Here is a 24,182-nt window from a genome sequence, read left to right on the forward strand (position 1 = left end):
ATATTCCTCCTGTAATTATAACATAGAAATACTTACATTAAATCAATTCCTCTAATTTTGACAATGCTTCTTGCACTTTACTAACATCTTTAGCTCCTGCAGTTGCCATATTTGGTCTACCGCCACCGCCACCTTGAGCTATTTTAGCAACTTCTTTTACGATATTCCCAGCAGAATATCCCTTAGAAATTAACTCTTTAGAAACAGCGCATACAAAATTAACTTTTCCATCTACAACCGTAGAAAGTAATACTATAATATTACCCATTTTTTCTCTAACATCATCTGCTATATTTCTAAGAGTATTAACATCTACTCCTTCAAAACTATAAGTTACATATGATACTTCATTCTTAATCTTTACATTCTCTATTATACCAGATAATTCATCTTTTGCTGATTTAAGTTTAAGGCCTTCTATTTCCTTTTCATATTCTTTTACAGAATTAACTAGTGCTGAAATTTTTGATATAACTTCTGTCTTAGTTGTCTTTAAAATTTGAGCTGATTCATCTCTTAAGTTTTCTAATGAATTTAAATATACATAAACAGCCGGTCCAGTTATAGCTTCTATTCTTCTAACCCCAGATGATATACCACTTTCTGAAACTATTTTAAACATTCCTATTTCAGAAGTATTTCTTACATGTGTTCCACCACAAAGTTCCATTGAGTAACTTCCCATGCTCAATACTCTAACTTCATCAGAATATTTTTCTTCAAAAAGTCCTATAGCTCCCATTTCGTATGCACCTTTAGGGTCTGTTATAGTAGTCTTAACTTCTAATGAGTCAAATATTTTGCTGTTTACAATTTCTTCTATTTTATTTAAAATTTCAGCATTTACTGGTTCAAAATGAGTAAAATCAAATCTCATCCTATCAGGGCCAACTTCTGAGCCTGCTTGATTTACGTGATCTCCTAAAGTATCTTTTAAAGCTTGATGTAATAAATGAGTAACCGAATGATTACGTCTTATATCTTGTCTTCTTTTTAGATCTATTTTGGCAACTACATTTTCTAACTGACAAAGACCTTCTTCAACTTCTACTAAGTGAATATTCACTCCATTTTTTGCCTTCTTAGTGTCTAACACTTTAAGTTTAAAGTTATCAGAACTGATAATTCCTGTATCTCCAATCTGTCCTCCAGATTGTGCATAGAAAGGAGTTTTATCTAGAATTACAGCACCCTTTTCACCTTCATTTAATTCAGAAACTTCTTTTCCTGATGATAAAATATGAGTTATTTCTGTTTCAACTTCATTTAAATCATATCCGACAAATTCATTTTCAAAACCATCATAAATTCCTTCAGATTCGTTACTTGACCATCCCACTTCATCAGAATCATCTCTAGCAGCTCTAGCTCTGTTTCTTTGTTCTTCCATCAATGCAAAGAAACCGTCTCTATCTAACTTTAACCCGTTATCATTTATAATTTCCTCAGTTAAATCTATAGGGAATCCATAAGTATCATATAATTTAAATGCTGTATCTCCATTTAAAGTGTCTAATCCATTTTCTTTTAGATTCTTTATCTCTTCATCTAACATAAGAGTTCCCTTATCAATAGTTTGAGCAAATTTTTCTTCTTCAAGTTTTATAACTTGTTTAATTTTTTCTTTATTTGTTTCAAGGTCTTGATAGTGCTTACCCCATGAATCTATTACTTCATCTGTCAATTGATGTAAGAAACTTCCATTTATCCCTAAATTCTTGCCATGTTTAGCTGCTCTTCTTATAAGTCTTCTAAGAACATAGCCTCTTCCTTCATTTGAAGGTCTTATAGAATCTGATATCATAAAAGTCATAGCTCTTATGTGGTCAGTTATAACTCTCATAGACTCGTCTTTTTTAGCATTTTCTAGATAAGTAATTCCAGATATATTTGAAATTGCTTTTATTATATTTTGTAGCGCGTCTATTTCAAATATATTATTTGTTCCTTGAAGAACTGTAGAAATTCTCTCCAATCCCATTCCTGTATCTATATTTGGATGAGATAATGGATGATAAATTCCTTCTTCGTCTTTATCAAATTGAGTGAATACAAGATTCCAAACTTCTATAAATCTTTCGCAATCACAACCCGGTTTACAGTTAGGGTCGTCACAGCCATATTTTTCGCCTCTGTCTACATATATTTCAGAACAAGGTCCTGATGGTCCAACTTCAAGTTCCCAAAAATTATCTTCTTTTCCAAGTCTTACTATTTTCCCCTCAGGAATACCTATTTTATCTCTCCATATAGCAAAAGCTTCATCATCTTCTTCATAAACAGTAACCCATAGCTTTTCTTCTTCTATCTCAAGTCTTTCAGTTAAAAATTCCCAAGCCCAAGTTATTGCTTCAGTTTTAAAATAATCTCCAAAAGAAAAATTACCTAACATTTCAAAGAAAGTTGCGTGTCTATCAGTTTTCCCTACATTATCTATGTCGCCTGTTCTTATGCATTTTTGACAAGTTGTAACTCTACTATGTGGGGGTGTCAATTCTTTAGTAAAGTATTTTTTCATTGGCGCCATACCTGCCCCAATTAGTAAAAGTGATTTATCCCCTTTTGGAATTAAAGAAAAACTATCTAATACAAGATGTTCTTTACTTTTAAAAAATTCTAAAAATTCACTTCTAATTTCTTGGAGTTTTAAATTCTTCATCCTTTTTTTACACCTCAATTATAAAAATCCTCCCTAAATAGGGAGGTTATTAAACTATATCTCTATTTCTTTCATTGTACTTTATTTTTAAGTAGTCAACAAGTATTAAGATTATAGAAAATACAGGAACAGATAAAATCATTCCCAATACTCCAAAAATCCCTCCTCCTATTATAATGGAAATCAAAACTAAAATTGGATTCAATCCTGTTTTGTCTCCTATTAACTTTGGCGCAAGAATATTATTTTCAGCCCATTGTAACAGCACAAATAATATCGCTACCCAAAGAGCTTTAAACGGAGATACTATAAAAGCAAATAATACTGCTGGTACAAATCCCATAAATGGTCCTATATAAGGAATTATATCAGCTATCATAGTTATAATTCCTATTACAACAGCAAAGTCGACCCTTAAAATTAAAAGATAAATCATTGTGAAAAAACCTACAAAAAATGCTAATAACAATCTTCCTTTAACAAAATTAAGTAATGCTTGATTTATCCTCATAGAAAGATACAGTATGTCTTCTTTGTATTTTCTAGGTAAAATTTTTACTATTCCATTTTTGAATTTATCCTTATCTACAGTAAAATAAAATGCAAAAATAAACATTAAAACAATTCTAAGTAGCTTTGAGAATATTGCTCCAACACCACTACCTACATTTTTCAAACTGTCTACAAATGAACCTTGCAAATTATTTACAAGTTTCATTACAGAATCTCTAAATCCATCTCCTATTTTTTTTAAATCGAAAGACTGATAAATTGTAGATGTATTATTCTTGCTTAAATTCTCCATTATTTTAGAAAAATCAGTACCTAATTTTTCTAAAATAACTGGTGTTCTAAGCAATAAATTTGTAATTTCTTGAACAGTTTTTGGTATTACAATTACCATTAATAGTCCAAGTATTAATATAATACTAACGTATACAATCAATACTCCTACTTTTCTGTTTACATTTTTTGTTTCCAAAAAAGTTACAATCGGATTAATAACAAATGCAATTACTGCACCAAAAAATATGGCCCATAAAGTATCTGCCACTATTCCGTATTTTTGTAAAATTATTCTAAATATGTACAAAACTATTATTGCAAATAACACATTTATAATAACTTTTAAATCAACTCTTATTCTTTTATCAGATTCTATATATACGTTCCCTATATTTATAAGATAGTATATCGTTAAAAATAATAATAGTAGGAAAAGAGTTGCTGTACCGATTACTAAAAACTCAGGTGTCAAATTCACCACACCCATATTTTGTAATTTTGTCGCTTGCATATCACACCTCTATCTAAGAGAATTTATACTATCTATTATTATAGCAGAAGCTCTGTCTATCTGCTCTTCTGAATTTTCTTCATTTAATGTAAGCCTTAAACTATTTTTAGATAACTCATCATTTCTACCAATAGCTTTTAAAACGTATGATGGATTAATTGAGCCTGAATTGCATGCACTTCCAATTGATGCCATAATACCTTCCATATCTAATTTCATCAGTAAAATGCTTGAATCAACATTTTCCATAGATATGTTTATATTTCCTTTTAATCTATTTTCAAGGTCTCCATTTAAATAAACTCCTTCTAAACTCAAAAGATTTTTTAAGAGTTTATCTCTCAATTTTTCTATTTTTGAATTTCTTACATACACATTTTTTTGAGCTATTTCAACAGCTTTTGCAAACCCAACTATTCCAGCAACATTCTCTGTTCCAGCTCGTTTATTCCGCTCTTGTGAACCACCATTTATCATAGAGTTTATTTTTGTGCCCTCTTTAATATAAAGAGCTCCTACTCCCTTTGGTCCATGTATTTTATGCGCCGAAAAGCTCATCATATCTACATTTAATTCACTTAAATTAATTTCAATAGAACCTAAAGCCTGAACTGCATCTACATGAAACAATGTATTTTTATCTTTTAAAAATTCTCCTATTTCTTTTATAGGTTGTATAGTGCCTATCTCATTATTCGCATACATGACTGAAATAAGAGCTGTGTCATCTCTTAACTTACTTTTTAAAGAATCAATTTCAACTATTCCATTACTATTTACATCTAAATATTCTATTTCATAGCCTAAATCTTTCATATATTCTAAGCTTTGTAAAACAGCTTCATGCTCTATTGGCGTAGAAAGTATGTGTTTAGATTTTAAAAGACTACCTTTTATAGCCCAATTGTCAGCTTCAGAACCACCTGATGTAAAAAATATTTCTTTACTCTTACATCGCAATGCCTTTGCTATTAAATCTCTAGCCTCTATTATAGCTTCCTTAGATTTTTTCCCTATTGAATAAACACTTGAAGCGTTACCATAAAATTCTTTTAAATATGGCAACATTGCTCCAAATACTTCATCACTAATTTTTGTTGTAGCAGCATTATCTAAATAAATTTCCATACCTACTCCATATCGGCTAAAGTGAGTGAATCTAAAACTCCATCAAGTTTTTCTTGTAACGTGTCCAAAATATTTTTTGTTGCACAAGAACTTCCTTCACAAGCATTGTATCCCCTACAATCAGAGCTATTTAAATTTTTACAAGATATAGATATATTTCCTTCAAGAGAGTTTAAAATTTCTCCAATTTTTATTTCATTAGGAGCTTTTTTTAATTGATAGCCGCCTTTAGCTCCTCTTGAACTCTTCACTAAATCACTTTTTTTCAATAATGTAAAAAGTTGTTCTAAATAGGCTTCTGACAGATTTTCTTCTTTAGCTATCTCGCTAATAGATATTGGACCTTTCCCATAATTTATAGAAAGCCTATGCATTGCCATAAGTCCATATCTACCCTTAGTAGAAAGTTTCATTTTTTCACCTACACACTAAAACTCTTTTTATCAATATCCGTCTCTATCATTTCTTTCAAAGTATACCAAGGTAGTACTGCGCATTTTACACGCGCCGGTAAATTTTGAATACTTTCAAATGCTATAGCATCTTCTAAATCTTCCAGATCAGCTTCATCTGAAATTTCTCCCTTTACCATAGCTATAAATTTATTGCTAAGTTCCAAAGCTTTTTGCGTGTCCAATCCTTTTATAGTGTCTATCATTATAGAAGTAGAAGCTTGAGAGATAGCACAACCTATTCCAGTATAAGAAGCATCTTCTATTTTTTCTTCTTTAACTCTTAGCTCTAGTGTTATTTCATCTCCACATGAAGGATTGTGTCCCAATTCAACATGAGTTGGATTTTCTAAATGTCTTCTATTTCTCTTATTTCGACTTTGTTCTAATATTAGTTCAGTGTATATATCATTAAGATTCAATTTGTAACATCCTCCTAACTTCTTCTAAATGCTCGATAAAATAATCTATCTCTTCAAAAGTATTGTAAAAAGCAAATGAAGCTCTACAAGAAAAGTTATTTCCTAATTTTCTGTGTAATGGTTGCGCACAATGATGTCCACTTCTTATTGCTATTCCATAATTATCCAAAATAGAAGCTACATCGTGTGGATGAGCATCTTTAAAATTAAAGCTTATTAAAGGACTTCTTTCTTTAACTGGTGTAGTATACACTTCTATAAATGGTAGTTTTTTCATTTTATCGTAACAGTAAGTTGTAAGTTCAGACTCATATTCATAGATATTATCCATACCTATTTTTTCAATATATTCTATGGCAGTTTTTAAAGATTTTGCTCCTCCTACATTTACTGTACCCGCTTCAAATCTTTGAGGAGATGGCATGTATGAGCTTTTATCTTCATACACATATTCAATCATCTCTCCACCATACATATATGGGTTCATAGAATTTAATATATCCTCTCTTCCATAAAGGACTCCTATCCCCATAGCAGAAACCATTTTATGTCCTGAAAAAACTAAAAAATCGCAATCTAAGTCCTGTACATCAACTTTGTGGTGTGGTGCATATTGAGCTGCATCAACTATACAAATTGCCCCAGAACTACTCTTAGCCTTCTTTATAAATTCTTTAACATTAGGCATAGTCCCAACTACATTGGAAGCTGCTGTTATACTAAATAGTTTTGTATTCTTATTTAGTTTACTTTCAAATTCTTCATCTGTTATTTGCATATTTTCATCTAAATATAAATATACAAGCTTTGCTCCTGTCTTATTAGCAACATATTGCCAAGTTACAAGGTTAGAATGATGCTCCATAATTGAGATTAAAATTTCATCTCCAGTAGATAAGTTTTCTAAAGCCCAACTATATGCTATCAAATTTAAAGCTTCTGTTGCATTTCTCACAAATACAATTTCATTTGATGACTTGGCATTTACAAATTCCCTAACTTTATCTCTAGCACCTTCGTAAACATCTGTAGCTTCCATAGCAAAATGATGGGCCCCTCTATGAGGGTTCCCATTTTCATAATTATAATATTCTTCAAGAGATTCTATTACTTGTCTTGGTTTTTGAGTAGTAGCTCCATTGTCAAAATAAATATATTTTTTATCTGATTTTAGATAAGAAAAATCTTCTCTAATTTTTTCAACTTGTTCCCTATTAAGCATATTATCTCCTAACTATTTCTTGAACTCTATCATTGATTAAGTCTTTTAACTCTTGATTTTCAATTGAATCAATTGCCTTAGCAAATCTTGATAAAATTATCAAAGATTCTGCTTGTTGTTGGTCGAGTCCTCTTGACATCAAGTAAAATAATAAATCGGTGTCTATTTTCCCTGCACTAGCAGCATGATTACCTTGTACATCATCTTCATGAGCCAGTAAAACCGGTACAGATAAAGCTATAACATCATCAGATAATAGAGTTGCATATTCTTCCTCTGAACCTATAGATCCACTAGAGCCTTCTTTGAAATCTAATGTTGATTTAAAGTTCTTATAGCTTTCATCTCTAAGAGCTCCATTTACCATGATATCTGAATTTGATTTTTTAGCATGGTGATATATGTCATAGAATAGATTCAATTCATTTTTTCCATACCCAAAATAAATACTATTTATATTTATATTTGAATCTTCACCAATTAAATTACCCTTTAAGTTAGTGTATAGTTCAACACTTCCTATTTCATATTGGAACAAGTTTAAAGTTGCGCTTTCATCAATATCTGTGATTATTGATTCAATAACTTTTTTGTTTTCTTCCATTTGAACTATAAATAAGTTCACTATTGAATTCTTTTCAAGCTTTAACCTTATAAGCGAACTTCTAAAATCAGATTTTGTATTTTCATCATATTTTAAAACTAAGTTAAGTTTTGCTCCATATTCAGCATAAATATCTGTCAGCTCAACTAGAGTTTCATTTGAGTCGTAAATGATTGTTTTATTTAAACTTTCACCATTTTCAACCTTTATTTTTTTATAATAATTATAATTATTTATATTTAATTCTTTTATTTCTTTAGAAAAACCGTAATCAGATTTAAATTCTCTTTCCTTCAGTTCTATCTTATCAACTAGATTAATCGGTAATTCCAACTCTACTTGATTAACATTTGAAGAATCAAATGTTCTAAAAGACAAGTTATTTCCGTATATCTTATTTCCCATTCTATCCTCCTAGCCTATAGAACCTTCAAGTTCTAAGTTTATCAAGTTATTCATTTCTACAGCATATTCCATAGGTAACTCTTTAGCTATTGGTTCTGCAAACCCTCTAACCACCATAGCCTTAGCTTCAGACTCTGGGATGCCTCTACTCATCAAATAGAAAATTACTTGGTCTGATATTCTACCAATTTTCGCTTCATGTCCTAAGTCAACATGCTTATTTTTTATATCTATTACTGGTATAGTATCTGACCTTGATTCACTATCAAGCATTAATGACTCACAAGATACAGAACTCTTAACATCATGTGCATTTGAAGAAACACTTACCAAACCTCTATATACTGCAACTCCTCCTGATTTGGAAATTGACTTTGAGTTTACCGTTGATTTTGTATGAGAAGCCGTATGGATTGCTTTAGCTCCTGTGTCTATATTTTGACCTGCTCCTGCAAATGAAATACCTGTGTATTCACTGCTTGCATATTCCCCTCTTAAAACAGAAGTTGGGTACAACATAGACACTTTAGAACCGAAAGAACCTGAAACCCATTCAATTTTACCATGCGCATCTACTATAGCCCTCTTAGTGTTTAAGTTGTACATATTTCTTGACCAGTTTTCTATTGTAGAATATCTAAGAGTTGCGTTTTTGCCAACAAACAACTCTACTCCACCAGCATGTAAATTCAATACATTGTACTTAGGAGCTGAACATCCTTCTATAAAATGACAATACGCATTGTCTTCAATGATTATAAGAGTGTGTTCAAATTGTCCTGCTCCAGGAGCATTAAGTCTGAAATAAGACTGTAATGGCACATCAACCTTTACACCTTCCGGCACATACACAAAACTACCGCCAGACCATACAGCATAGTGAAGAGCTGCATACTTGTGCAAAGTTGGAGTTATACATTTTTGGAAGTATTTTTTTACTATTTCAGGATATTCTCTAAGACCAGTTTCAAAATCAGTATAAACTACACCTTGGTCTAAAAGATATTTTTGAATGTTGTGATAAACAACCTCACTGTCATATTGTGCACCTACCCCTGAAAGTAGAGCTTCTTTTTCAGCTTCAGGAATACCTAATTTATCAAATGTATCTCTGATTTCATCCGGTACATTTTTCCAATCATCAGTTAGATCAGCATCCGGTCTGATGTAAGTTGTCACCTTTTGTATATCAACTTCAGATAAATCAGGTCCCCAAGTAGGATTTTCTTGTGAGTTGAATATTCCCAAAGCCTTTAATCTATACTCAAGCATCCATTCCGGTTCATTTTTTTCGCTTGATATTTGTCTTATAATTTCTTCAGATAAACCTTGTTCAGTTTTAGATCTATATGAAAAAGAATTTTTGATGTCATAGATCCCTCTATCCATTTCATCAATTTGAGTTTTCTTGGTAACCACTTACTTCACCTCTTCTCTTATCCAATTAAATCCTTTTTCTTCTATCTCATCTATTAAACTTGCATCTGATTCTTTAACAATTTCACCATTTATAATCACATGTACATAATCAGGAACTATACTCTTTATAAGCTCTCTATGGTGAGTTATTATAATTACAGCATTATCTTCAGAAGCAAATCTTGCTATTCCTTCAGACACAACTCTTGTAGCATCTACGTCAAGTCCAGAGTCAGTTTCATCCAAAATAGCTAACTTAGGATTTAATATTAACATTTGAAGAATTTCATTCTTCTTCATTTCCCCACCTGAAAATCCTTGATTTAAATATCTTAAAGCATAAGATTCATCAAAATCTAACTTGTCCATTTCATTTTTTAATTCTTTTTTAAATTTTAAAATAGATATATTTTCATCTTGGATAGTTGATTTAGCAGTTCTTATAAAATTCTCAACAGTTATTCCACTCACTTCCATTGGAGTTTGGAAAGACATAAACATACCCTTTTTAGCTCTCTTATCAGTTGTTTGTTCTGTTACATCTTCACCATCTAAAAATATCTTTCCAGAAGTTACACTATACTCTGGATTATTCATTAAAACATTGGCAAGTGTTGATTTACCAGAACCGTTTGGTCCCATAATTACATGCACTTCACCATAATTAACTTTCAAATTTATATTCCTAAGGATTTCTTTATCCTCTACACCTGCGCTTAAGTTTTCAATTCTTAAGAGTTCACGACTCATAATTTCCTCCTACAATATTTATTACAAACCCAATTCATAGTAAACCACTACGATTAATACTTTAAGATTATAACATAATTTTTTAAAAACTCATATAGAATTACTAGGATTTTAATATAAATCTGTAATTTTCTTATTTTGACAAAATAATTTACTAAAAGTATAATTACTTTGAGGTGTTATATGGCTCGGTATTATTTTGCAGCATTGTCTGTAATATTTTTATTTTTTTCATTTGAATATACTTTAATAGAAAATTCTTACTTAACTCTTTCGAGTTTTAAATTAAAAAGACTAGAAGAAGAAGATTCAATAAATTTTGAACTTGTTAAAAATTTGTATGAACATCCTAAACTGTACCATTCAATAATGTTCTGCGATTACGTTTCAAATATATTAGCTTCTGTTTCTCTTAGTTTATTCTTATATAATTTGTATGATTACATAGGTTTTATAGTATCAGCAGTACTATCTCCTATGTTGATAATCATAATTGGAGAAACTTGGCCAAAATCAATGGGTATTCAAAAATATGAAACAGTTATAGCTAAAAAATCTTCTTTCTTAAAAATTTCTATTTCAATAGCTAAACCATTTATATTTATAATAGGATTTCTTTCAAATGTACTTATTAAAATAACCGGTGGAGATAAAGACTATAAAGAACCATTAATTACAGAAGATGAACTATTTGATGCTGTGTCTTTGGGCTATGAAGAAGGAATTTTAGATAAAAGTGAATCTTTAATAATTGAAAATGTCATGGATTTTAGAGGAAGTATAGCTAAAGATACCATGACTCCAAGAACTGATATAGTTGGACTTAGTATAAACTCAACTTACGATGAAATAGTGAGAGTAGTTCAAGAAGAATCTTTTTCAAGAATGCCTGTTTTTGGTGATGATTTAGATGATGTATACGGAATACTTCACGTAAAAGATTTATTGAAGTTTGACTCAAACTTTATATTAAAGGATAATTTGGAAATTTTAAAATCTCCATTCTATACTTTTGAATACAAACCAATTGGTCCTCTTTTTAATGAAATGAGAGCTAAAAGGGTCTCCGTTGCAATCGTCACTGATGAGTATGGTGGTACTGAAGGCATGATAACTATTGAAGATTTAATAGAAAAAATTGTCGGCTCTATATCGGATGAATTTGATGAAGACGAAGATGAGGAAATAATAAAAATTGCTCCTAAAGAGTATCTTATAGATGGCTCTATGAATTTAGAAGAAGTTGACCGTTTACTAGGTCTCAATTTAAAAAGTGATGAAAATGATTCAATTGCTGGATTTTTAATTGAAAAGCTTGACCGTTTCCCAACTCAAGGAGAAGTTATTTCCGTTGATAATTTAAAATTTATAATTCACAAATGTTCTAAGAATAGAATAGAAAAGTTAATATTAAAAATATAGTAAAATTAATGCACCTAATTCCTTTATAGATTTAGGTGCATTTTAAATTGTATTTAATTTTATAATTACATATTTAGTTGAATTCTTTTTCCATTAACTGTCAACACTTCTTTAAGCTCTAAAATAGTTAAAAAACTACTTAGTTCTGAAACATTCATGAATAAATTTCTAGCCAAATCATCTATTTCATTGACACCTTTTTCTATACACTCTACAACTTTTATTTCATCTTCAGATAAATCCACTTCAAAAGTTTTCTTTTTCTCTACCTTTGGAAGTATTGCCAACAACTCATCAATAGAACTCAATATATTAGCCCCATCTCTTATTAATGCATTTGTGCCTTCTGAATAAAAACTATTTATATTTCCCGGAACTGAAAAAACTTCTTTACCTTGCTCAGCTGCAATCCTTGCAGTTATAAGACTGCCACTTTTATTCCTAGCCTCTACAACAATTATAGCCAAACTAAGACCTGAAATTATTCTATTTCTAAGAGGAAATCTATAAGGCTTTGGTGCGGTTCCAGGAGGATATTCTGAACACACAACTCCATTGTTTATTATTTCAGAATAGAGATGAGAGTTTGCTTTAGGGTATATCACATCTACCCCACTTCCAAGAACAGCTATTGTCCTCATATTGTTAAATATTGCCCTATTATGTGACAGTGCATCTATTCCATAAGCCATCCCTGAAATTATTGTTGCCCCTACTGGCTTTAAATTATCCACTATGTAGTTTACAACAACTTTTCCATAATCTGAGTGATTTCTAGAGCCAACTATACCTATGCTAAAAAAGTCATCTTTAGAAAATTTGCCTTTTGTATAAAGTACTCTCGGAGAATTTTCTATGTATCTAAGTCTATCTGGATAATCATCATCTATGTAAGTTAAGATATTTATATTTTCTTTAAAACAATATTCCTCTAAAAGTTTTAGTTTTTCCTCATCAAATTTTGATAGTCTATTTCTAACTGCTTTTGAAAAATTTTTTTGAATTGCTTCAGATGAAAATATTTCTGAAATATGTATATCATTTATAGATAGATAATCTTGAATTTTTTCTATTTCAATATTTTCAACTCCAATTAAATTTAAATATAATATATAGTCTCTGTATTCCATATTAACTCCAATATTTAACATCCATTGTCCTATATCTTATAGCTTCTAATATATCAGTATCTTCTATATCTTTATGATTTTCTAAATCTGCTATTGTTCTTGAAACCTTTAGTATTTTATTATAAGTTCTGGCGGAAAAAGAATATTTTTTAAATGCCATATCCATAATTTTTTTAGATTTTTCTTTTAAATTACAAAATTCTGCCATCATATTTTCTTTAATCTCAGAGTTGCATTGGAAATTGAAATCTCTATATCTATCTTTTTGTAATTCTCTTGCTCTTTCTACTCTCTCTTTTATAACTTTTGAACTCTCCGATTCAATTTTTTCATTTGATAATTTATCATATTTTACAGCAGAAACCTCAACATGAATGTCAATTCTATCCAAAAGAGGATGTGAAATTTTAGATAGATATCTATTTATATCAGCTGCACTACAATTGCACACATGGTCCTTAGAATTATGAAATCCACAAGGACAAGGATTCATGGCTGCAATCAAAATAATATCTGACGGATAAGTTAAACTTGCATTTGCCCTTGATATACTTATAGTTTTATCTTCTAAAGGTTGTCTCAGTACTTCTATAACAGTTTTTTGAAACTCGGGAAGTTCATCTAAAAAAAGTACACCATTGTGCGAGAGCGATATTTCCCCCGGTTTTGGGATTCTCCCCCCTCCAATTAAAGAGACTGCCGATGCAGTATGATGAGGTGCTCTAAAAGGAGGATTTGTAATTAATTTTGATTCTTTCAAAAGACCCGCTATTGAATATATTTTTGTAACTTCAATTGCTTCATCAAAATTCAAACTCGGTAGTATAGTTGGAAATCTTTTAGCTGCCATACTCTTGCCACTTCCCGGCTCACCAACCATAAGTAAATTATGCTTCCCAGCGGCAGATACCTCTAAAGCACGCTTTAAAAATTCTTGACCTTTCATATCTGAAAAATCTATATCAAAAGTCTTATCTTCAATATGATATTCTTCAGTATATCTAGCTACTTGTTCTTCGCCATTTAAAAAACTAACAACTTCTCTTAAAGTTTTAACTGGGTATATTTCAACGTCTAAAACTACTGAACATTCTTCACGATTTTCATAAGGAATTATAAACTTTCTAAATCCTTTTTCACGCATTGAAATTACCATTGCTAGACAACCGTTTATCTTATTTACAGAACCGTCTAATGACAATTCTCCAATGTATATATATTCTTCTTTAATATCAACAGATTGATTTGCAGATAGTATTGACATTGCTATTGCCAAGTCCATTTGCGAGCCATCTTTTCTCAAGCTTGCAGGTTGCAAATTTATAGTTATTCTACTCAAAGGAAACTCTAAACCTTCATTTTTTATCCCCGATCTAACTCTCTCTATAGACTCTTTTATAGCTGTGTCCGGCAATCCAACTATTGTAAATTTGGGTAAACTTCTCATTAAATCCGCTTCAACAGTTACTAAATCTCCTTCTAATCCTTGTAAAGAACAAGTCAAAACTTTAGAATACATAATTTCACCTCATACTACTTCAAATGCATTTTCTATGTGATTAATCTCTCCCGTTGAATAATACTCAACAACGTCAAACCTAACTTGCAAATGTGTATAATCATACTTAATTAAATAATTCATTGATGTTTTTATTATGTTTTTAATCTTTCTTTCATCCACAGCTTCAAAAGCATTCCCAAACTTTTTAGACCTTCTGCTCTTTACTTCTACAAATACAATTATATTTTTATCTAAACATATTATGTCTATCTCAGTCCCATTAGCTCGATAATTCCTATCTAAAATTTTACATCCTTTGCTCACCAAATAATCTGTTACTATCTGTTCACCGTAATCTCCAAACTCTTTGTTATTCATTTTTTAACCTATTAAATTTCTCAAAAAGGTAAGCCTATGCATAGGTGTATATCCTACTTCTTTTATTGCATTTCTGTGTTCAGTAGTCCCATAACCTTTATTTTTTTTTAGATTATATCCAGGATATAACTTCTCCCAATTATCGCAAAGACTATCTCTATATACTTTTGCAACTATTGAAGCACAAGCTATTGAATAGCACCTATCATCACCCTTTATTATGGAAACTTGTGCTATTTGAGTATCAATTTTTTCTGCATCTATCAACAATAAATCAGCATATACTTTTCGCCCTTTTTGATCCCTCATATTTTTAATTGCTTGTTCCATCGCCAAGTGTGTCGCATTTTTTATATTTATTTCATCAATTTTCTTAGAATCAATCCTTCCTATACCTACTGCTATACACTCATCAAGTATTTTTTCGTATAGAGACTCTCTTTTTTTTACAGATAATTTTTTAGAATCAGCTACTCCTTCTATTCTGCTATCCGGCATTATAATAGCACAAGCTAACACATCTCCAAAAAGAGAACCCCTGCCAACTTCATCTATTCCAACTATATTAGTGTAGCCAATTTTTTTGTACTCTTTTTCAAATTCTTCCATCAATAGTCTCCAATGTAATATTTCCTAAGACACCTTTCCTGAATTCATCAAGAACAATATTTGCAACTTTTGAGTAGTCAATTTCCCCACCTTTTACAATTGCGCCTCTTTTTCTTCCTATTCTTTCCATCACTTCAATAGGCTCTCCATCTACTTCAACATTATATCTATTTTTCAAAATATTTTCGTCTATACTAATCAATCTTTCAATCAATCTAAGCACCAATGTTTCAATATCCATTATTTCATCTTTTATAGCTCCAGTAAAAGCAAGATTCAAACCAACTTTTTCATCTTCAAACTTAGGCCAAAGAACTCCCGGAGTATCCAAAAGATGTAACTTAGGATTTAATTTAATCCATTGGTTAGTTTTAGTCACTCCCGGTCTATTGCCTACCTTAGCCGACTTTGTCTTTGAAATACCATTTATAAATGTAGATTTTCCAGAATTTGGAATGCCAACTATCATAGCCCTTAAAGGTCCCATATTTATACCTTTTTCTTCTTTTTTTGCTATTTCGTCTTTCATAAAATTAAGTGCTTCTCTTACTATAAGAGATGAATTAGGCTTTGCTGCACTATAGAGAACAGCTCTGTTATTATCATCTGATAATTTCTTTTTCCATAATTCATTCTGCTCAGAATTAGAAAGGTCTGTCTTATTTAAAATAAGTAATCCTTTTTTATTTTGTAATACCTTACTAAGTATAGGATTTCTACTAGCAATTGGAATTCTTGCATCTATTATTTCTATATAAAAGTCCACTAGTTTTGACTTTGCTTGTATATCTTCTATAGTTTTTTTCATATGTCCTGGATACCAATTTATGTTCAAAATATCACCTTCTCTTTAAAATATAATATCATAATTGGCAATATATTTATACATAATAAAAAACCTCCTGTAATACAAGAGGTTTGATAAGCTTAATTTAGTTATGTCTTTGGTATGGAATACCGTCTGCACTAGGTGCATTTGAACTCTTTACAAATAAAATCAAAGCAAGCAATGTTATTACATAAGGTAGCATTGATAAAAGATTTGTATCTAATTGAATTCCTAAATTTCCCAATATAACTGAAAATCCTTGTGCTGCACCAAATACTAAACAAGCAATAAATGCACCTTGAGGTCTCCAGTTACCAAATATTACGGCTGCAAGAGCTATAAAGCCTTGTCCTGAAATTAGAGTTTGTCTGTAGTTAGAAACTATTGCCAAACTCATACTTGCTCCACCAAGTCCCGCTAAAAAACCTGAAGCTAATACACAAAAATATTTTATTCTATATGCATTAACACCAAGTGTTTCTGCTGCTCTAGGATGTTCCCCGACAGCTCTTATCCTAAGACCTAATTTAGTTCTATATAGCACATACCACATAATAGCTACAAATGCAAAAGCTATATAAACTATAACATATTGTTGAAATAAAACCTTTAAATATCTCATCCACGGATATTGTGATATCAACTCTTTTGTAAATACATTAGAAAAAAGTTGAGGCAGTTTATTTTTAAATGGAATTGACTTAGACATTGCAGCTCCGTCAAAAAATATTCTACATAAAAATAATGAAAGTCCAGGTCCTATTAAGTTTATAGCTATACCACTTACAACGTGGTCTGCTTGGAAATTTATAGTGGCTATTGCGTGGAATAGAGCTAATGCCATTCCTCCTAAACCTCCACATAAAAATGCAAGCCAAGGATTCCCTGTATAAAAACCAACAGTTGCTCCCACTATAGCTCCTATCGTCATCATACCTTCAAGTCCTATGTTTACAACCCCACCATTTTCACTTATAACTCCACCAAGCGCTGTAAAAATAAGAGGAGCTGAATATAATAATGTAATGCTTATAATACCTAAAATTGTACTCATTATTTTGCCTCCTTCTTTTTATATAGAGAACTTATAAGTTCTAAAAGTCTTGGCATAGCAATGAAGAATATTATTATACCTATTACTATATCTACTACTTCAGAATAAGTATTTAGAGAAGAGTTTAATTTTCCTCCACCATATTTCAAACCTGCAAATAAAAGTCCTGAAGGTATACAAGCTAATGGATTGTTACCAGCTATTAGAGCAACTGCCATACCATCAAATCCATATCCTTGTTGCGATGCCATAAGCCCTATGTTTCCTGCAACACCTAGAACCATAATGGCTCCTGCAAGTCCTGATATAGCTCCTGAAATAGACATTGAAGTAACCTGATTTTTTTGTATGTTTATTCCACCGTACTCAGCAGCATCTAAATTGTATCCAACAGCTTTTAATTGATATCCTAAAGTTGTATTCTTTATAATATACCAAACTAAAATTGCAATAACTATAGCTATTACAATACCCCAATTCAATGGAGGTCTTAAAACTTGCTTCAATATGCTGTGGTTCATTAAGAAATCTATTCCAGCATCTGTTCTCTTCCAGTTTCCTAAAATTTCAATATTTGCAGTTACATTTATTGGGTAAGTTGTATCAGTTCCAACTTTTCTCAATGCTTTTAAACTCAACATATAATTACTTAAATAAAATGCAATCCAATTGAACATTATAGAAGAGATTACTTCGTTTATTTTGAACTTACTTTTTAATAAACCAACAATTCCTCCCCAAATAGCTCCAAAAAGAGTGCCAACTAAAAGAGCAAATATAGGGTGAATTACTGGTGGTAATTTCAATAAATAACCTATTAAGAATGCACCTATTGAACCAACTATATATTGTCCTTCACTACCTATGTTAAATAGTCCTGTTCTAAATGCGAAGGCAACTGAAATACCTGTCAAAATTATAGGGATTGCTTTAACTATAACCCATGAAATATATGATGGCTTTCCTAAAGCTCCTATTACAATTACTTTAAAAGCTTGTAAAGGATTGATGTCGTTAATTATTAAAATAATAGAACCAAACAAAAATCCAAATAGTATAGATACTACAGTATAAAATAATCTATTTTTACTTTTCATCTGCAGCACCTCCAGCCATTAACAATCCTATTTCAGTTTCATTAGTTTCGTCTTTTTTCATTACCTTTGATATCTTCCCATCATAAATAACAGCTATTCTATCAGATAGAGCTAGTATTTCATCAAGCTCAAACGAAATCAATAAAACAGCTTTAAAATTATTTCTTTGAGTTACTAAAAATCTGTGAACATACTCAATTGCCCCTACGTCCAATCCTCTCGTAGGTTGAGCCGCTATCAATACATCAGGATCATTAGTAATTTCTCTTGCAATAATTACCTTTTGTTGATTCCCCCCAGATAAAGCACTTGTCTTTTGATGTATATCTCTTGGACGTATATCAAATTTTTCAACTAATTCTTTAGCAAAATCTTCTATCTCTTTAGATTTTAAAATTCCCTTATTAGAAAATTTTTCTTTGTCGTAATTTTCTAGAATTAAATTTTCTGAAATATCAAAATCTAATACTAATCCTCTTTTTTGTCTATCTTCCGGGATATTATATAATCCAGCTTCATGAATATCTCTAGGTGTTTTATTGGTTATATCCTCACCATTTATTTTAACAAGGCCTGACTCTATTTTTCTAAGTCCTGTAATAGCTTCTAAAAGCTCTGATTGCCCATTTCCATCTACTCCTGCAAGTCCTAAGATTTCCCCTTTATATAAGGTTAAATCAAGTCCTTTTACCATATCAACATTTCGTTGATCTTTTACTACAAGATTTTGTATTTCAAGCACAGCTTCGCCATGTTCTTGGTCTTTTTTATCTACCTTTAGTCCGACGCTTCTTCCTACCATCATGTCTGCTAAATCAGATTCAGTAACTTCTTTTACATCTACAGTATCTATTTTTTCTCCACGTCTTATAATAGTACATCTGTCTGCCATTGCTTTAATTTCTTTTAACTTATGAGTTATTAAAATAATAGTTTTTCCTTGTTGTGACAGATTGTTTATTATATTAATAAAATCATCTATTTCTTGAGGAGTAAGTACTGCTGTTGGCTCATCAAAAATTAATATATCTGCACCTCTGTAAAGAGCTTTTAAAATTTCAACTCTTTGCTGCATACCAACAGATATATTCTCTATTTTTTCATCTGGATTAATTTCTAATCCGTATTTTTTAGACAGTTCGATTACACTTTCTCTAGCAAATTTAATATCCAGTGCCAAACCCTTAGTTGGCTCCATTCCTAGAATTATATTTTCAACTACAGTAAACGGTTTTATAAGCATAAAATGTTGATGCACCATTCCGAGTCCAACTTTGATAGCTTCATTAGCATCCTTAATATCTACTAAGTTCCCATTTATATAAATGCTGCCACTTGTTGGAGAATATAGTCCGTATAGTACATTCATAAGTGTACTCTTACCTGCTCCGTTTTCACCTAAAAGTGCATGTATTTCACCTTGTCTGACATCAAAGTTAATATTATTATTAGCTGTAAAATCTCCAAATTTTTTTACAATGTTTCTCATATCTACAGCTAATTTGTAATTATCCTGATTTTGCACTTCTTCACCACCCTTTTGTTAATTATACTATAAAAATCACATTTAGTAATTAAAAAAAGAGTTTGGATAAAACCAAACTCTTCAAATACTTAAATTACTTTGCTGCTTCGTAAGATTCTTTATCTTTAGGAACTGTTAATTCACCTTTTACAATTTTTTCTTCAATATCTTTTACAGCTTTAAGAACTTCTGGTTTAACATTCTTATCTGAAGTTGGAGCTATGCCTACTGCGCCTTCATCTTTAAGACCAAGCTCAATTGTAGTTCCACCTTCAAACTTATTATTTTCAACAAATTCTTTAATTACCTTATATATAGCTACATTAGCATTTTTCATCGCTGATGTTAATACATTTTCAGGAGCCGCTTCAGATTGGTCTCTATCTACACCGATAACCCATTTATCAGCTTCTTTAGCTGCTTCTATAACTCCGTCTCCTGCCCCTCCTGCTGCATGGAATATAACATCTGCACCTTGTTGATACATTTGAGTTGCAATTGCTTTACCTTTTTGAACATCACTGAATCCACCAACATATTGTACTGCAGTTTCGATTTCTTTGCCTAGTTCTTTTGCTGCATAATCAACACCAGCTCTAAAACCATATTCAAAATGCCCTATAAGTGTTCCTTCTTGTCCGCCTACAAAACCAACTTTGTTAGTTTCAGTAGTTTTACCAGCAATGTAACCTACTAAGAAAGATGGTTCTTCTTCTCTAAAAGTTATGCCTAGTAAGTTGTCTATAGGTTCAGAAGGACTATGGTCAATCATAGCATATTTGACATCCGGATTTTGTTTAGCAACTTGCTCAATAATATCCCCCATTTTAAATCCTGCACCTACAACCATGTTAGCATTTTCATCTAACATACTTTCAAAGTTTGGAATAAAGTCATTTGCATCAGATGATTCTTTGTAAACCCTCTTAATTCCCAGTTCAGATTCAGCTTGCCCAATACCTTCATAAACACCTTGATTAAATGAAGCATCGTTAATTCCACCTTCATCAGTTACAAATCCTACAATTAAATTACTAGCTTCTGTCGCTGTTTTTTCTGAATTTGCAGCAGCATCATTCTTTGGTTTATTACCACCACAAGCAACAAGTAGCATTGTTGTAGCTATTGCTAGAACAACAAGTAAATTTCTCTTTTTCATACTTACCTCCTATAATTTCTTAAGACCATTATATAATATTTAGATAACCTTTTCAAATAAATTGAAAATGTTTTCTAAGTTTTATTTTAAATTTTAATTTTTAATTAAAGCTTTCACATATATGCTATAAAAAAGACACTATAAAAAAAGCTTTTAAAGTGTCTTAGATATATCTATATTTAAAAGTTATATTTTCTCTCCAAAAAGTTTTTACCAACTTCTGGGAATAGTGCATAAGTTAAAACATCTTCTTGTGATTGTGCAACATCAGCTATCTCTTCAATTATTTTTGGAAGTCCATCTGATAAATGGTTTGCCGGTCTATCTGTTATCACTTCTGCATCTTGAATAATACTCTTCCTAAAAGTTTCATCCACTGGAACAGGAGTTTGACCATAAAGTCCCTTTAAATAGTCTTTTACTTCATTAGGAACCATCTTATATCTTTGTCCTGTTATTATATTGAAAGTAGCCTGAGTTCCAACCATTTGACTCATAGGAGTTACTAGTGGTGGAAACCCTAAATCCGCTCTAACACGTGGAACTTCTTTTAGAACTTCTTCGTACTTATCAAGTTTTTTAAGACCTGCAAGTTGGGTATACAAGTTTGAAAGCATTCCACCCGGAACTTGATAAATCAATCCCTTAGGATCAATAGATAACATTTTTGTAGGTAGAGTCCCTTCTTTCAAATACTTTTCCTTAACATTTTGGAAAAAGCTTGCCAATTCTTCTAATACCTTCATATTAAGTCTTGTATTATTGCCGCTCTCTCTTATCAAAACATCTAAAGTTTCTGTTGAAGGCTGTGATGTTCCTCCTGAAAATGGTGATATTGCAGTATCTATTATATCAATTCCAGCCTCAACTCCCTTTAAATAAGTCATTGAACCCATTCCTGTTGTCTCGTGTGTATGAAGTTCTAATGGAAGATTAGTATTTTTCTTTAGTTCAGTAACTAATTCATAAGCCTTATATGGTGTCAATATCCCTGCCATATCTTTGATAGCTATTGAATCCGCTCCCATCTCTGTAATTTTAGAAACAAGATTTGAAAAATATTCCACAGTGTGTACTTCAGAAGTTGTATAGCTTATTGCAACTTGAGCTTCTGCTCCATATTTCTTTGTAGCACTTATTGAAGTTTCAAGATTTCTTATATCGTTTAGTGCGTCAAAAATTCTTATTATATCTATACCATTGCTAATAGATAGTTCTATAAATTTTTCCACTACGTCATCAGGATAATTTTTATATCCTAATAAATTTTGACCTCTTAAAAGCATTTGAGTCTTAGTGTTTTTTAAATTTGATTTTATAAATCTCAATCTTTCCCATGGGTCTTCATCTAAAAATCTTATACAAGAGTCAAAAGTAGCTCCTCCCCAACACTCTAGAGCCCTATACCCAGCATTATCTAAAAGATTTAAAGCATCTTTAAAATCCTCAGTTCTCATTCGTGTTGCCATCAAACTTTGGTGAGCATCTCTGAGTACCGTTTCTGTAAATTCTATTGTTCTTCCCATTCTTCCTCCTAAAAATAACTTACTCTATAAATTTATAATTATAAAATTATTATTCCTATAAATATTTTCTTTATTAATGATATTACAATATATACCCTTTCTCAAGCGGCCAAAAAGCTTTTAATATTCAACTTACCTATGCACAATATAGATAAATTGATATAAAAAGCCTCTTTCTATAGAAAAAGGCTTAACATTGTTTTTTTATTGTTTTTTAATATCTTCCAATTGCTTTTTAGTTAGCTTAATTTGCTCCTTAACAGACTTAGCTGAAGGACCACCAAAAACTTTTCTTTCATTTAATATATAATCTAAATCTATAAACTTATAGTAATCTTCTTCAAATACTTCTGAAAATTCTTTATATTTTTCTAAAGGTATTTCGTTTAAGCTAAGGTTTTCGGAAATTCCATATTTAACAATACTGCCTGTTATATAGTATGCATCTCTAAAAGCAAGACCTTTTTTTACAAGGTAGTCTGCTGTATCCGTTGCATTTATATATCCCTTATGTGCCATTTCTCTCATTCTATTTGAATTGACTACCATAGTATCCAACATACCTTTTAAAACTTCTATAGATATTTCAAATGTTTCAACACTGTCAAATAAATATTCTTTATCTTCTTGCATATCTTTATTGTACGCAAGAGGTATTCCCTTTAGCATGGTCATTATTCCCATTAGATTTGAATATAGACACGCCGATTTTGCTCTTAAAAGTTCTGCCATATCAGGATTTTTCTTTTGAGGCATAATTGAAGAACCGCTTGAATACTCATCAGCTATAGTTATAAATTTAAATTCTTGTGATGAATATATTATAAGTTCTTCTGCCAATCTAGAAAAATGCATTCCAACATTAGCTAGACAATATAATAATTCAACAACATGGTCTCTATCTGATACAGAATCCATCGAATTTAGTGTTGGAGCTTTAAAGCCAAGCTCTAATGCCGTAAAATCTCTATCTATCTCATAAGTTGTTGTGGCTAAAGCACCTGCTCCAAGTGGACTAGTCATCATTCTATCTCTTGCATCAGATATTCTTGAAATATCTCTTAAAAACATTTGAGCATACGCCATTATATGGTGTGCAAATGTAACAGGTTGTGCAATTTGTAAATGTGTATAACCCGGCATTACAGAATCTAAATTTTCTTCAGCAACTTTAAATATTATTCTTTCTAATTCAACTAATAAATCTATAGCTCTTTTAGAAGCTTCTATTGTAAATAGTTTTACATCTACTGCGACTTGGTCATTTCTGGACCTTGCAGTGTGTAATTTCTTACCTGCATCTCCAATTCTATTTGTCAGCTCAGATTCTATAAACATATGAATATCTTCAGCATCTTTAGAAAATTCAAGGTTACCATTTTCAATATCTAAAAGTATTGAATCTAGTCCTGAATCAATTTTTGTAAACTCTTCATCAGATATTATACCACACTTATTCAACATTTTTGCATGTGCTTTTGAGCCCTTTATATCCACTCTATAGAGTTTATAATCCACTCCAATGGAGCTATTAAACTCATGAGCAATTGAAGCCGTTTTATTATTAAATCTTCCTTTATATAAATCCATTACC

General features: G+C 31.1%; 21 protein-coding genes. 1 reads left to right on the plus strand and 20 read right to left on the minus strand.

Annotated features, from left to right (window positions below; translation table 11 throughout):
• Positions 1 to 37 precede the first annotated feature (37 nt).
• From alaS to sufC, 9 genes are read right to left on the minus strand one after another with little or no spacing between them, the layout of a single operon-like run.
• Entirely contained in the window at positions 38 to 2,659 is a 2,622-nt protein-coding gene (gene alaS, locus DYE58_RS10125) for an alanine--tRNA ligase (protein WP_004822791.1), read from the minus strand.
• 49 nt (positions 2,660 to 2,708) lie between these two features.
• A complete protein-coding gene (locus tag DYE58_RS10130; RefSeq protein ID WP_245946086.1) occupies positions 2,709 to 3,956 on the minus strand; it encodes an AI-2E family transporter in 1,248 nt (415 codons plus the stop codon).
• 9 nt (positions 3,957 to 3,965) lie between these two features.
• Positions 3,966 to 5,084 (minus strand): cysteine desulfurase family protein, encoded by a 1,119-nt coding sequence (locus tag DYE58_RS10135; protein ID WP_004822796.1) that lies wholly within the window; start codon positions 5,082 to 5,084, stop codon positions 3,966 to 3,968.
• A gap of 2 nt (positions 5,085 to 5,086) precedes the next feature.
• A complete protein-coding gene (locus DYE58_RS10140) occupies positions 5,087 to 5,497 on the minus strand; it encodes an RrF2 family transcriptional regulator (protein ID WP_004822798.1) in 411 nt (136 codons plus the stop codon).
• Positions 5,498 to 5,505: 8 nt separating this feature from the next.
• Entirely contained in the window at positions 5,506 to 5,958 is a 453-nt protein-coding gene (gene sufU / locus DYE58_RS10145) for a Fe-S cluster assembly sulfur transfer protein SufU (RefSeq protein ID WP_004822801.1), read from the minus strand.
• Positions 5,948 to 7,180: an aminotransferase class V-fold PLP-dependent enzyme gene (locus DYE58_RS10150; protein ID WP_004822802.1), complete on the minus strand. Its 1,233-nt coding sequence runs from the start codon at positions 7,178 to 7,180 to the stop codon at positions 5,948 to 5,950. Before DYE58_RS10150 ends, sufU begins: the two co-directional genes overlap by 11 nt.
• A gap of 1 nt (position 7,181) precedes the next feature.
• Positions 7,182 to 8,189 (minus strand): SufB/SufD family protein, encoded by a 1,008-nt coding sequence (locus DYE58_RS10155; RefSeq protein WP_115312282.1) that lies wholly within the window; start codon positions 8,187 to 8,189, stop codon positions 7,182 to 7,184.
• 9 nt (positions 8,190 to 8,198) lie between these two features.
• Positions 8,199 to 9,578, minus strand: coding sequence for a Fe-S cluster assembly protein SufB (gene sufB / locus DYE58_RS10160; protein WP_040553039.1), 1,380 nt, complete (start codon positions 9,576 to 9,578; stop codon positions 8,199 to 8,201).
• Between the two features lie 30 nt (positions 9,579 to 9,608).
• On the minus strand, positions 9,609 to 10,358 hold the full coding sequence (gene sufC / locus DYE58_RS10165; protein ID WP_115312283.1) for a Fe-S cluster assembly ATPase SufC: 750 nt from the start codon (positions 10,356 to 10,358) through the stop codon (positions 9,609 to 9,611).
• A gap of 183 nt (positions 10,359 to 10,541) precedes the next feature.
• On the opposite strand from sufC, the gene DYE58_RS10170 reads away from it, so the two are divergent.
• On the plus strand, positions 10,542 to 11,780 hold the full coding sequence (locus DYE58_RS10170) for a hemolysin family protein (protein WP_115312284.1): 1,239 nt from the start codon (positions 10,542 to 10,544) through the stop codon (positions 11,778 to 11,780).
• A gap of 65 nt (positions 11,781 to 11,845) precedes the next feature.
• On the opposite strand, the gene dprA is transcribed toward DYE58_RS10170, so the two are convergent.
• From dprA to argH, 11 genes are all read right to left on the minus strand, one after another.
• The gene (gene dprA / locus DYE58_RS10175; RefSeq protein WP_245946088.1) at positions 11,846 to 12,910 is read right to left on the minus strand and encodes a DNA-processing protein DprA; all 1,065 of its coding nucleotides are present in this window, start codon (positions 12,908 to 12,910) and stop codon (positions 11,846 to 11,848) included.
• A gap of 1 nt (position 12,911) precedes the next feature.
• Positions 12,912 to 14,429 (minus strand): YifB family Mg chelatase-like AAA ATPase, encoded by a 1,518-nt coding sequence (locus DYE58_RS10180; RefSeq protein ID WP_115312286.1) that lies wholly within the window; start codon positions 14,427 to 14,429, stop codon positions 12,912 to 12,914.
• A 9-nt stretch (positions 14,430 to 14,438) separates the two neighbouring features.
• A complete protein-coding gene (locus tag DYE58_RS10185) occupies positions 14,439 to 14,789 on the minus strand; it encodes a YraN family protein (RefSeq protein WP_004822822.1) in 351 nt (116 codons plus the stop codon).
• 3 nt (positions 14,790 to 14,792) lie between these two features.
• On the minus strand, positions 14,793 to 15,398 hold the full coding sequence (locus tag DYE58_RS10190) for a ribonuclease HII (RefSeq protein ID WP_004822824.1): 606 nt from the start codon (positions 15,396 to 15,398) through the stop codon (positions 14,793 to 14,795).
• Complete coding sequence (gene ylqF, locus DYE58_RS10195) at positions 15,385 to 16,233, minus strand: ribosome biogenesis GTPase YlqF (RefSeq protein WP_004822827.1); 849 nt, start codon at positions 16,231 to 16,233, stop codon at positions 15,385 to 15,387. The genes DYE58_RS10190 and ylqF overlap by 14 nt, the downstream gene beginning before the upstream one ends.
• A gap of 97 nt (positions 16,234 to 16,330) precedes the next feature.
• Complete coding sequence (locus DYE58_RS10200) at positions 16,331 to 17,281, minus strand: ABC transporter permease (protein WP_004822829.1); 951 nt, start codon at positions 17,279 to 17,281, stop codon at positions 16,331 to 16,333.
• Entirely contained in the window at positions 17,281 to 18,378 is a 1,098-nt protein-coding gene (locus tag DYE58_RS10205; protein WP_004822831.1) for an ABC transporter permease, read from the minus strand. Before DYE58_RS10205 ends, DYE58_RS10200 begins: the two co-directional genes overlap by 1 nt.
• Positions 18,368 to 19,867, minus strand: coding sequence for an ABC transporter ATP-binding protein (locus DYE58_RS10210; protein WP_040553041.1), 1,500 nt, complete (start codon positions 19,865 to 19,867; stop codon positions 18,368 to 18,370). Before DYE58_RS10210 ends, DYE58_RS10205 begins: the two co-directional genes overlap by 11 nt.
• Positions 19,868 to 19,997: 130 nt before the next feature.
• Entirely contained in the window at positions 19,998 to 21,062 is a 1,065-nt protein-coding gene (locus tag DYE58_RS10215; protein WP_004822834.1) for a BMP family lipoprotein, read from the minus strand.
• A gap of 179 nt (positions 21,063 to 21,241) precedes the next feature.
• A complete protein-coding gene (locus DYE58_RS10220) occupies positions 21,242 to 22,588 on the minus strand; it encodes an oxaloacetate decarboxylase subunit alpha (protein WP_004822836.1) in 1,347 nt (448 codons plus the stop codon).
• Between the two features lie 204 nt (positions 22,589 to 22,792).
• Positions 22,793 to 24,178: an argininosuccinate lyase gene (argH, locus tag DYE58_RS10225; protein WP_115312359.1), complete on the minus strand. Its 1,386-nt coding sequence runs from the start codon at positions 24,176 to 24,178 to the stop codon at positions 22,793 to 22,795.
• Between the last annotated feature and the right edge of the window lie 4 nt (positions 24,179 to 24,182).

The organism is Peptoniphilus indolicus (assembly GCF_900454665.1).
In the GTDB taxonomy this organism is placed as follows: domain Bacteria; phylum Bacillota; class Clostridia; order Tissierellales; family Peptoniphilaceae; genus Peptoniphilus; species Peptoniphilus indolicus.

Coding starts and splice junctions, on each gene's coding strand:
- DYE58_RS10155 (WP_115312282.1), bottom strand. CDS start 8,189: ATGGGAAATAAGATATACGGAAATAACTTGTCTTTTAGAACATTTGAT.
- DYE58_RS10200 (WP_004822829.1), bottom strand. CDS start 17,281: ATGAGTACAATTTTAGGTATTATAAGCATTACATTATTATATTCAGCT.
- sufC (WP_115312283.1), bottom strand. CDS start 10,358: ATGAGTCGTGAACTCTTAAGAATTGAAAACTTAAGCGCAGGTGTAGAG.
- DYE58_RS10185 (WP_004822822.1), bottom strand. CDS start 14,789: ATGAATAACAAAGAGTTTGGAGATTACGGTGAACAGATAGTAACAGAT.
- sufB (WP_040553039.1), bottom strand. CDS start 9,578: ATGGATAGAGGGATCTATGACATCAAAAATTCTTTTTCATATAGATCT.
- DYE58_RS10150 (WP_004822802.1), bottom strand. CDS start 7,180: ATGCTTAATAGGGAACAAGTTGAAAAAATTAGAGAAGATTTTTCTTAT.
- dprA (WP_245946088.1), bottom strand. CDS start 12,910: ATGGAATACAGAGACTATATATTATATTTAAATTTAATTGGAGTTGAA.
- DYE58_RS10190 (WP_004822824.1), bottom strand. CDS start 15,398: ATGGAAGAATTTGAAAAAGAGTACAAAAAAATTGGCTACACTAATATA.
- DYE58_RS10220 (WP_004822836.1), bottom strand. CDS start 22,588: ATGGGAAGAACAATAGAATTTACAGAAACGGTACTCAGAGATGCTCAC.
- DYE58_RS10180 (WP_115312286.1), bottom strand. CDS start 14,429: ATGTATTCTAAAGTTTTGACTTGTTCTTTACAAGGATTAGAAGGAGAT.
- DYE58_RS10140 (WP_004822798.1), bottom strand. CDS start 5,497: ATGAAACTTTCTACTAAGGGTAGATATGGACTTATGGCAATGCATAGG.
- DYE58_RS10135 (WP_004822796.1), bottom strand. CDS start 5,084: ATGGAAATTTATTTAGATAATGCTGCTACAACAAAAATTAGTGATGAA.
- DYE58_RS10205 (WP_004822831.1), bottom strand. CDS start 18,378: ATGAAAAGTAAAAATAGATTATTTTATACTGTAGTATCTATACTATTT.
- DYE58_RS10170 (WP_115312284.1), top strand. CDS start 10,542: ATGGCTCGGTATTATTTTGCAGCATTGTCTGTAATATTTTTATTTTTT.
- DYE58_RS10130 (WP_245946086.1), bottom strand. CDS start 3,956: ATGCAAGCGACAAAATTACAAAATATGGGTGTGGTGAATTTGACACCT.
- alaS (WP_004822791.1), bottom strand. CDS start 2,659: ATGAAGAATTTAAAACTCCAAGAAATTAGAAGTGAATTTTTAGAATTT.
- argH (WP_115312359.1), bottom strand. CDS start 24,178: ATGGATTTATATAAAGGAAGATTTAATAATAAAACGGCTTCAATTGCT.
- DYE58_RS10210 (WP_040553041.1), bottom strand. CDS start 19,867: ATGAGAAACATTGTAAAAAAATTTGGAGATTTTACAGCTAATAATAAT.
- DYE58_RS10215 (WP_004822834.1), bottom strand. CDS start 21,062: ATGAAAAAGAGAAATTTACTTGTTGTTCTAGCAATAGCTACAACAATG.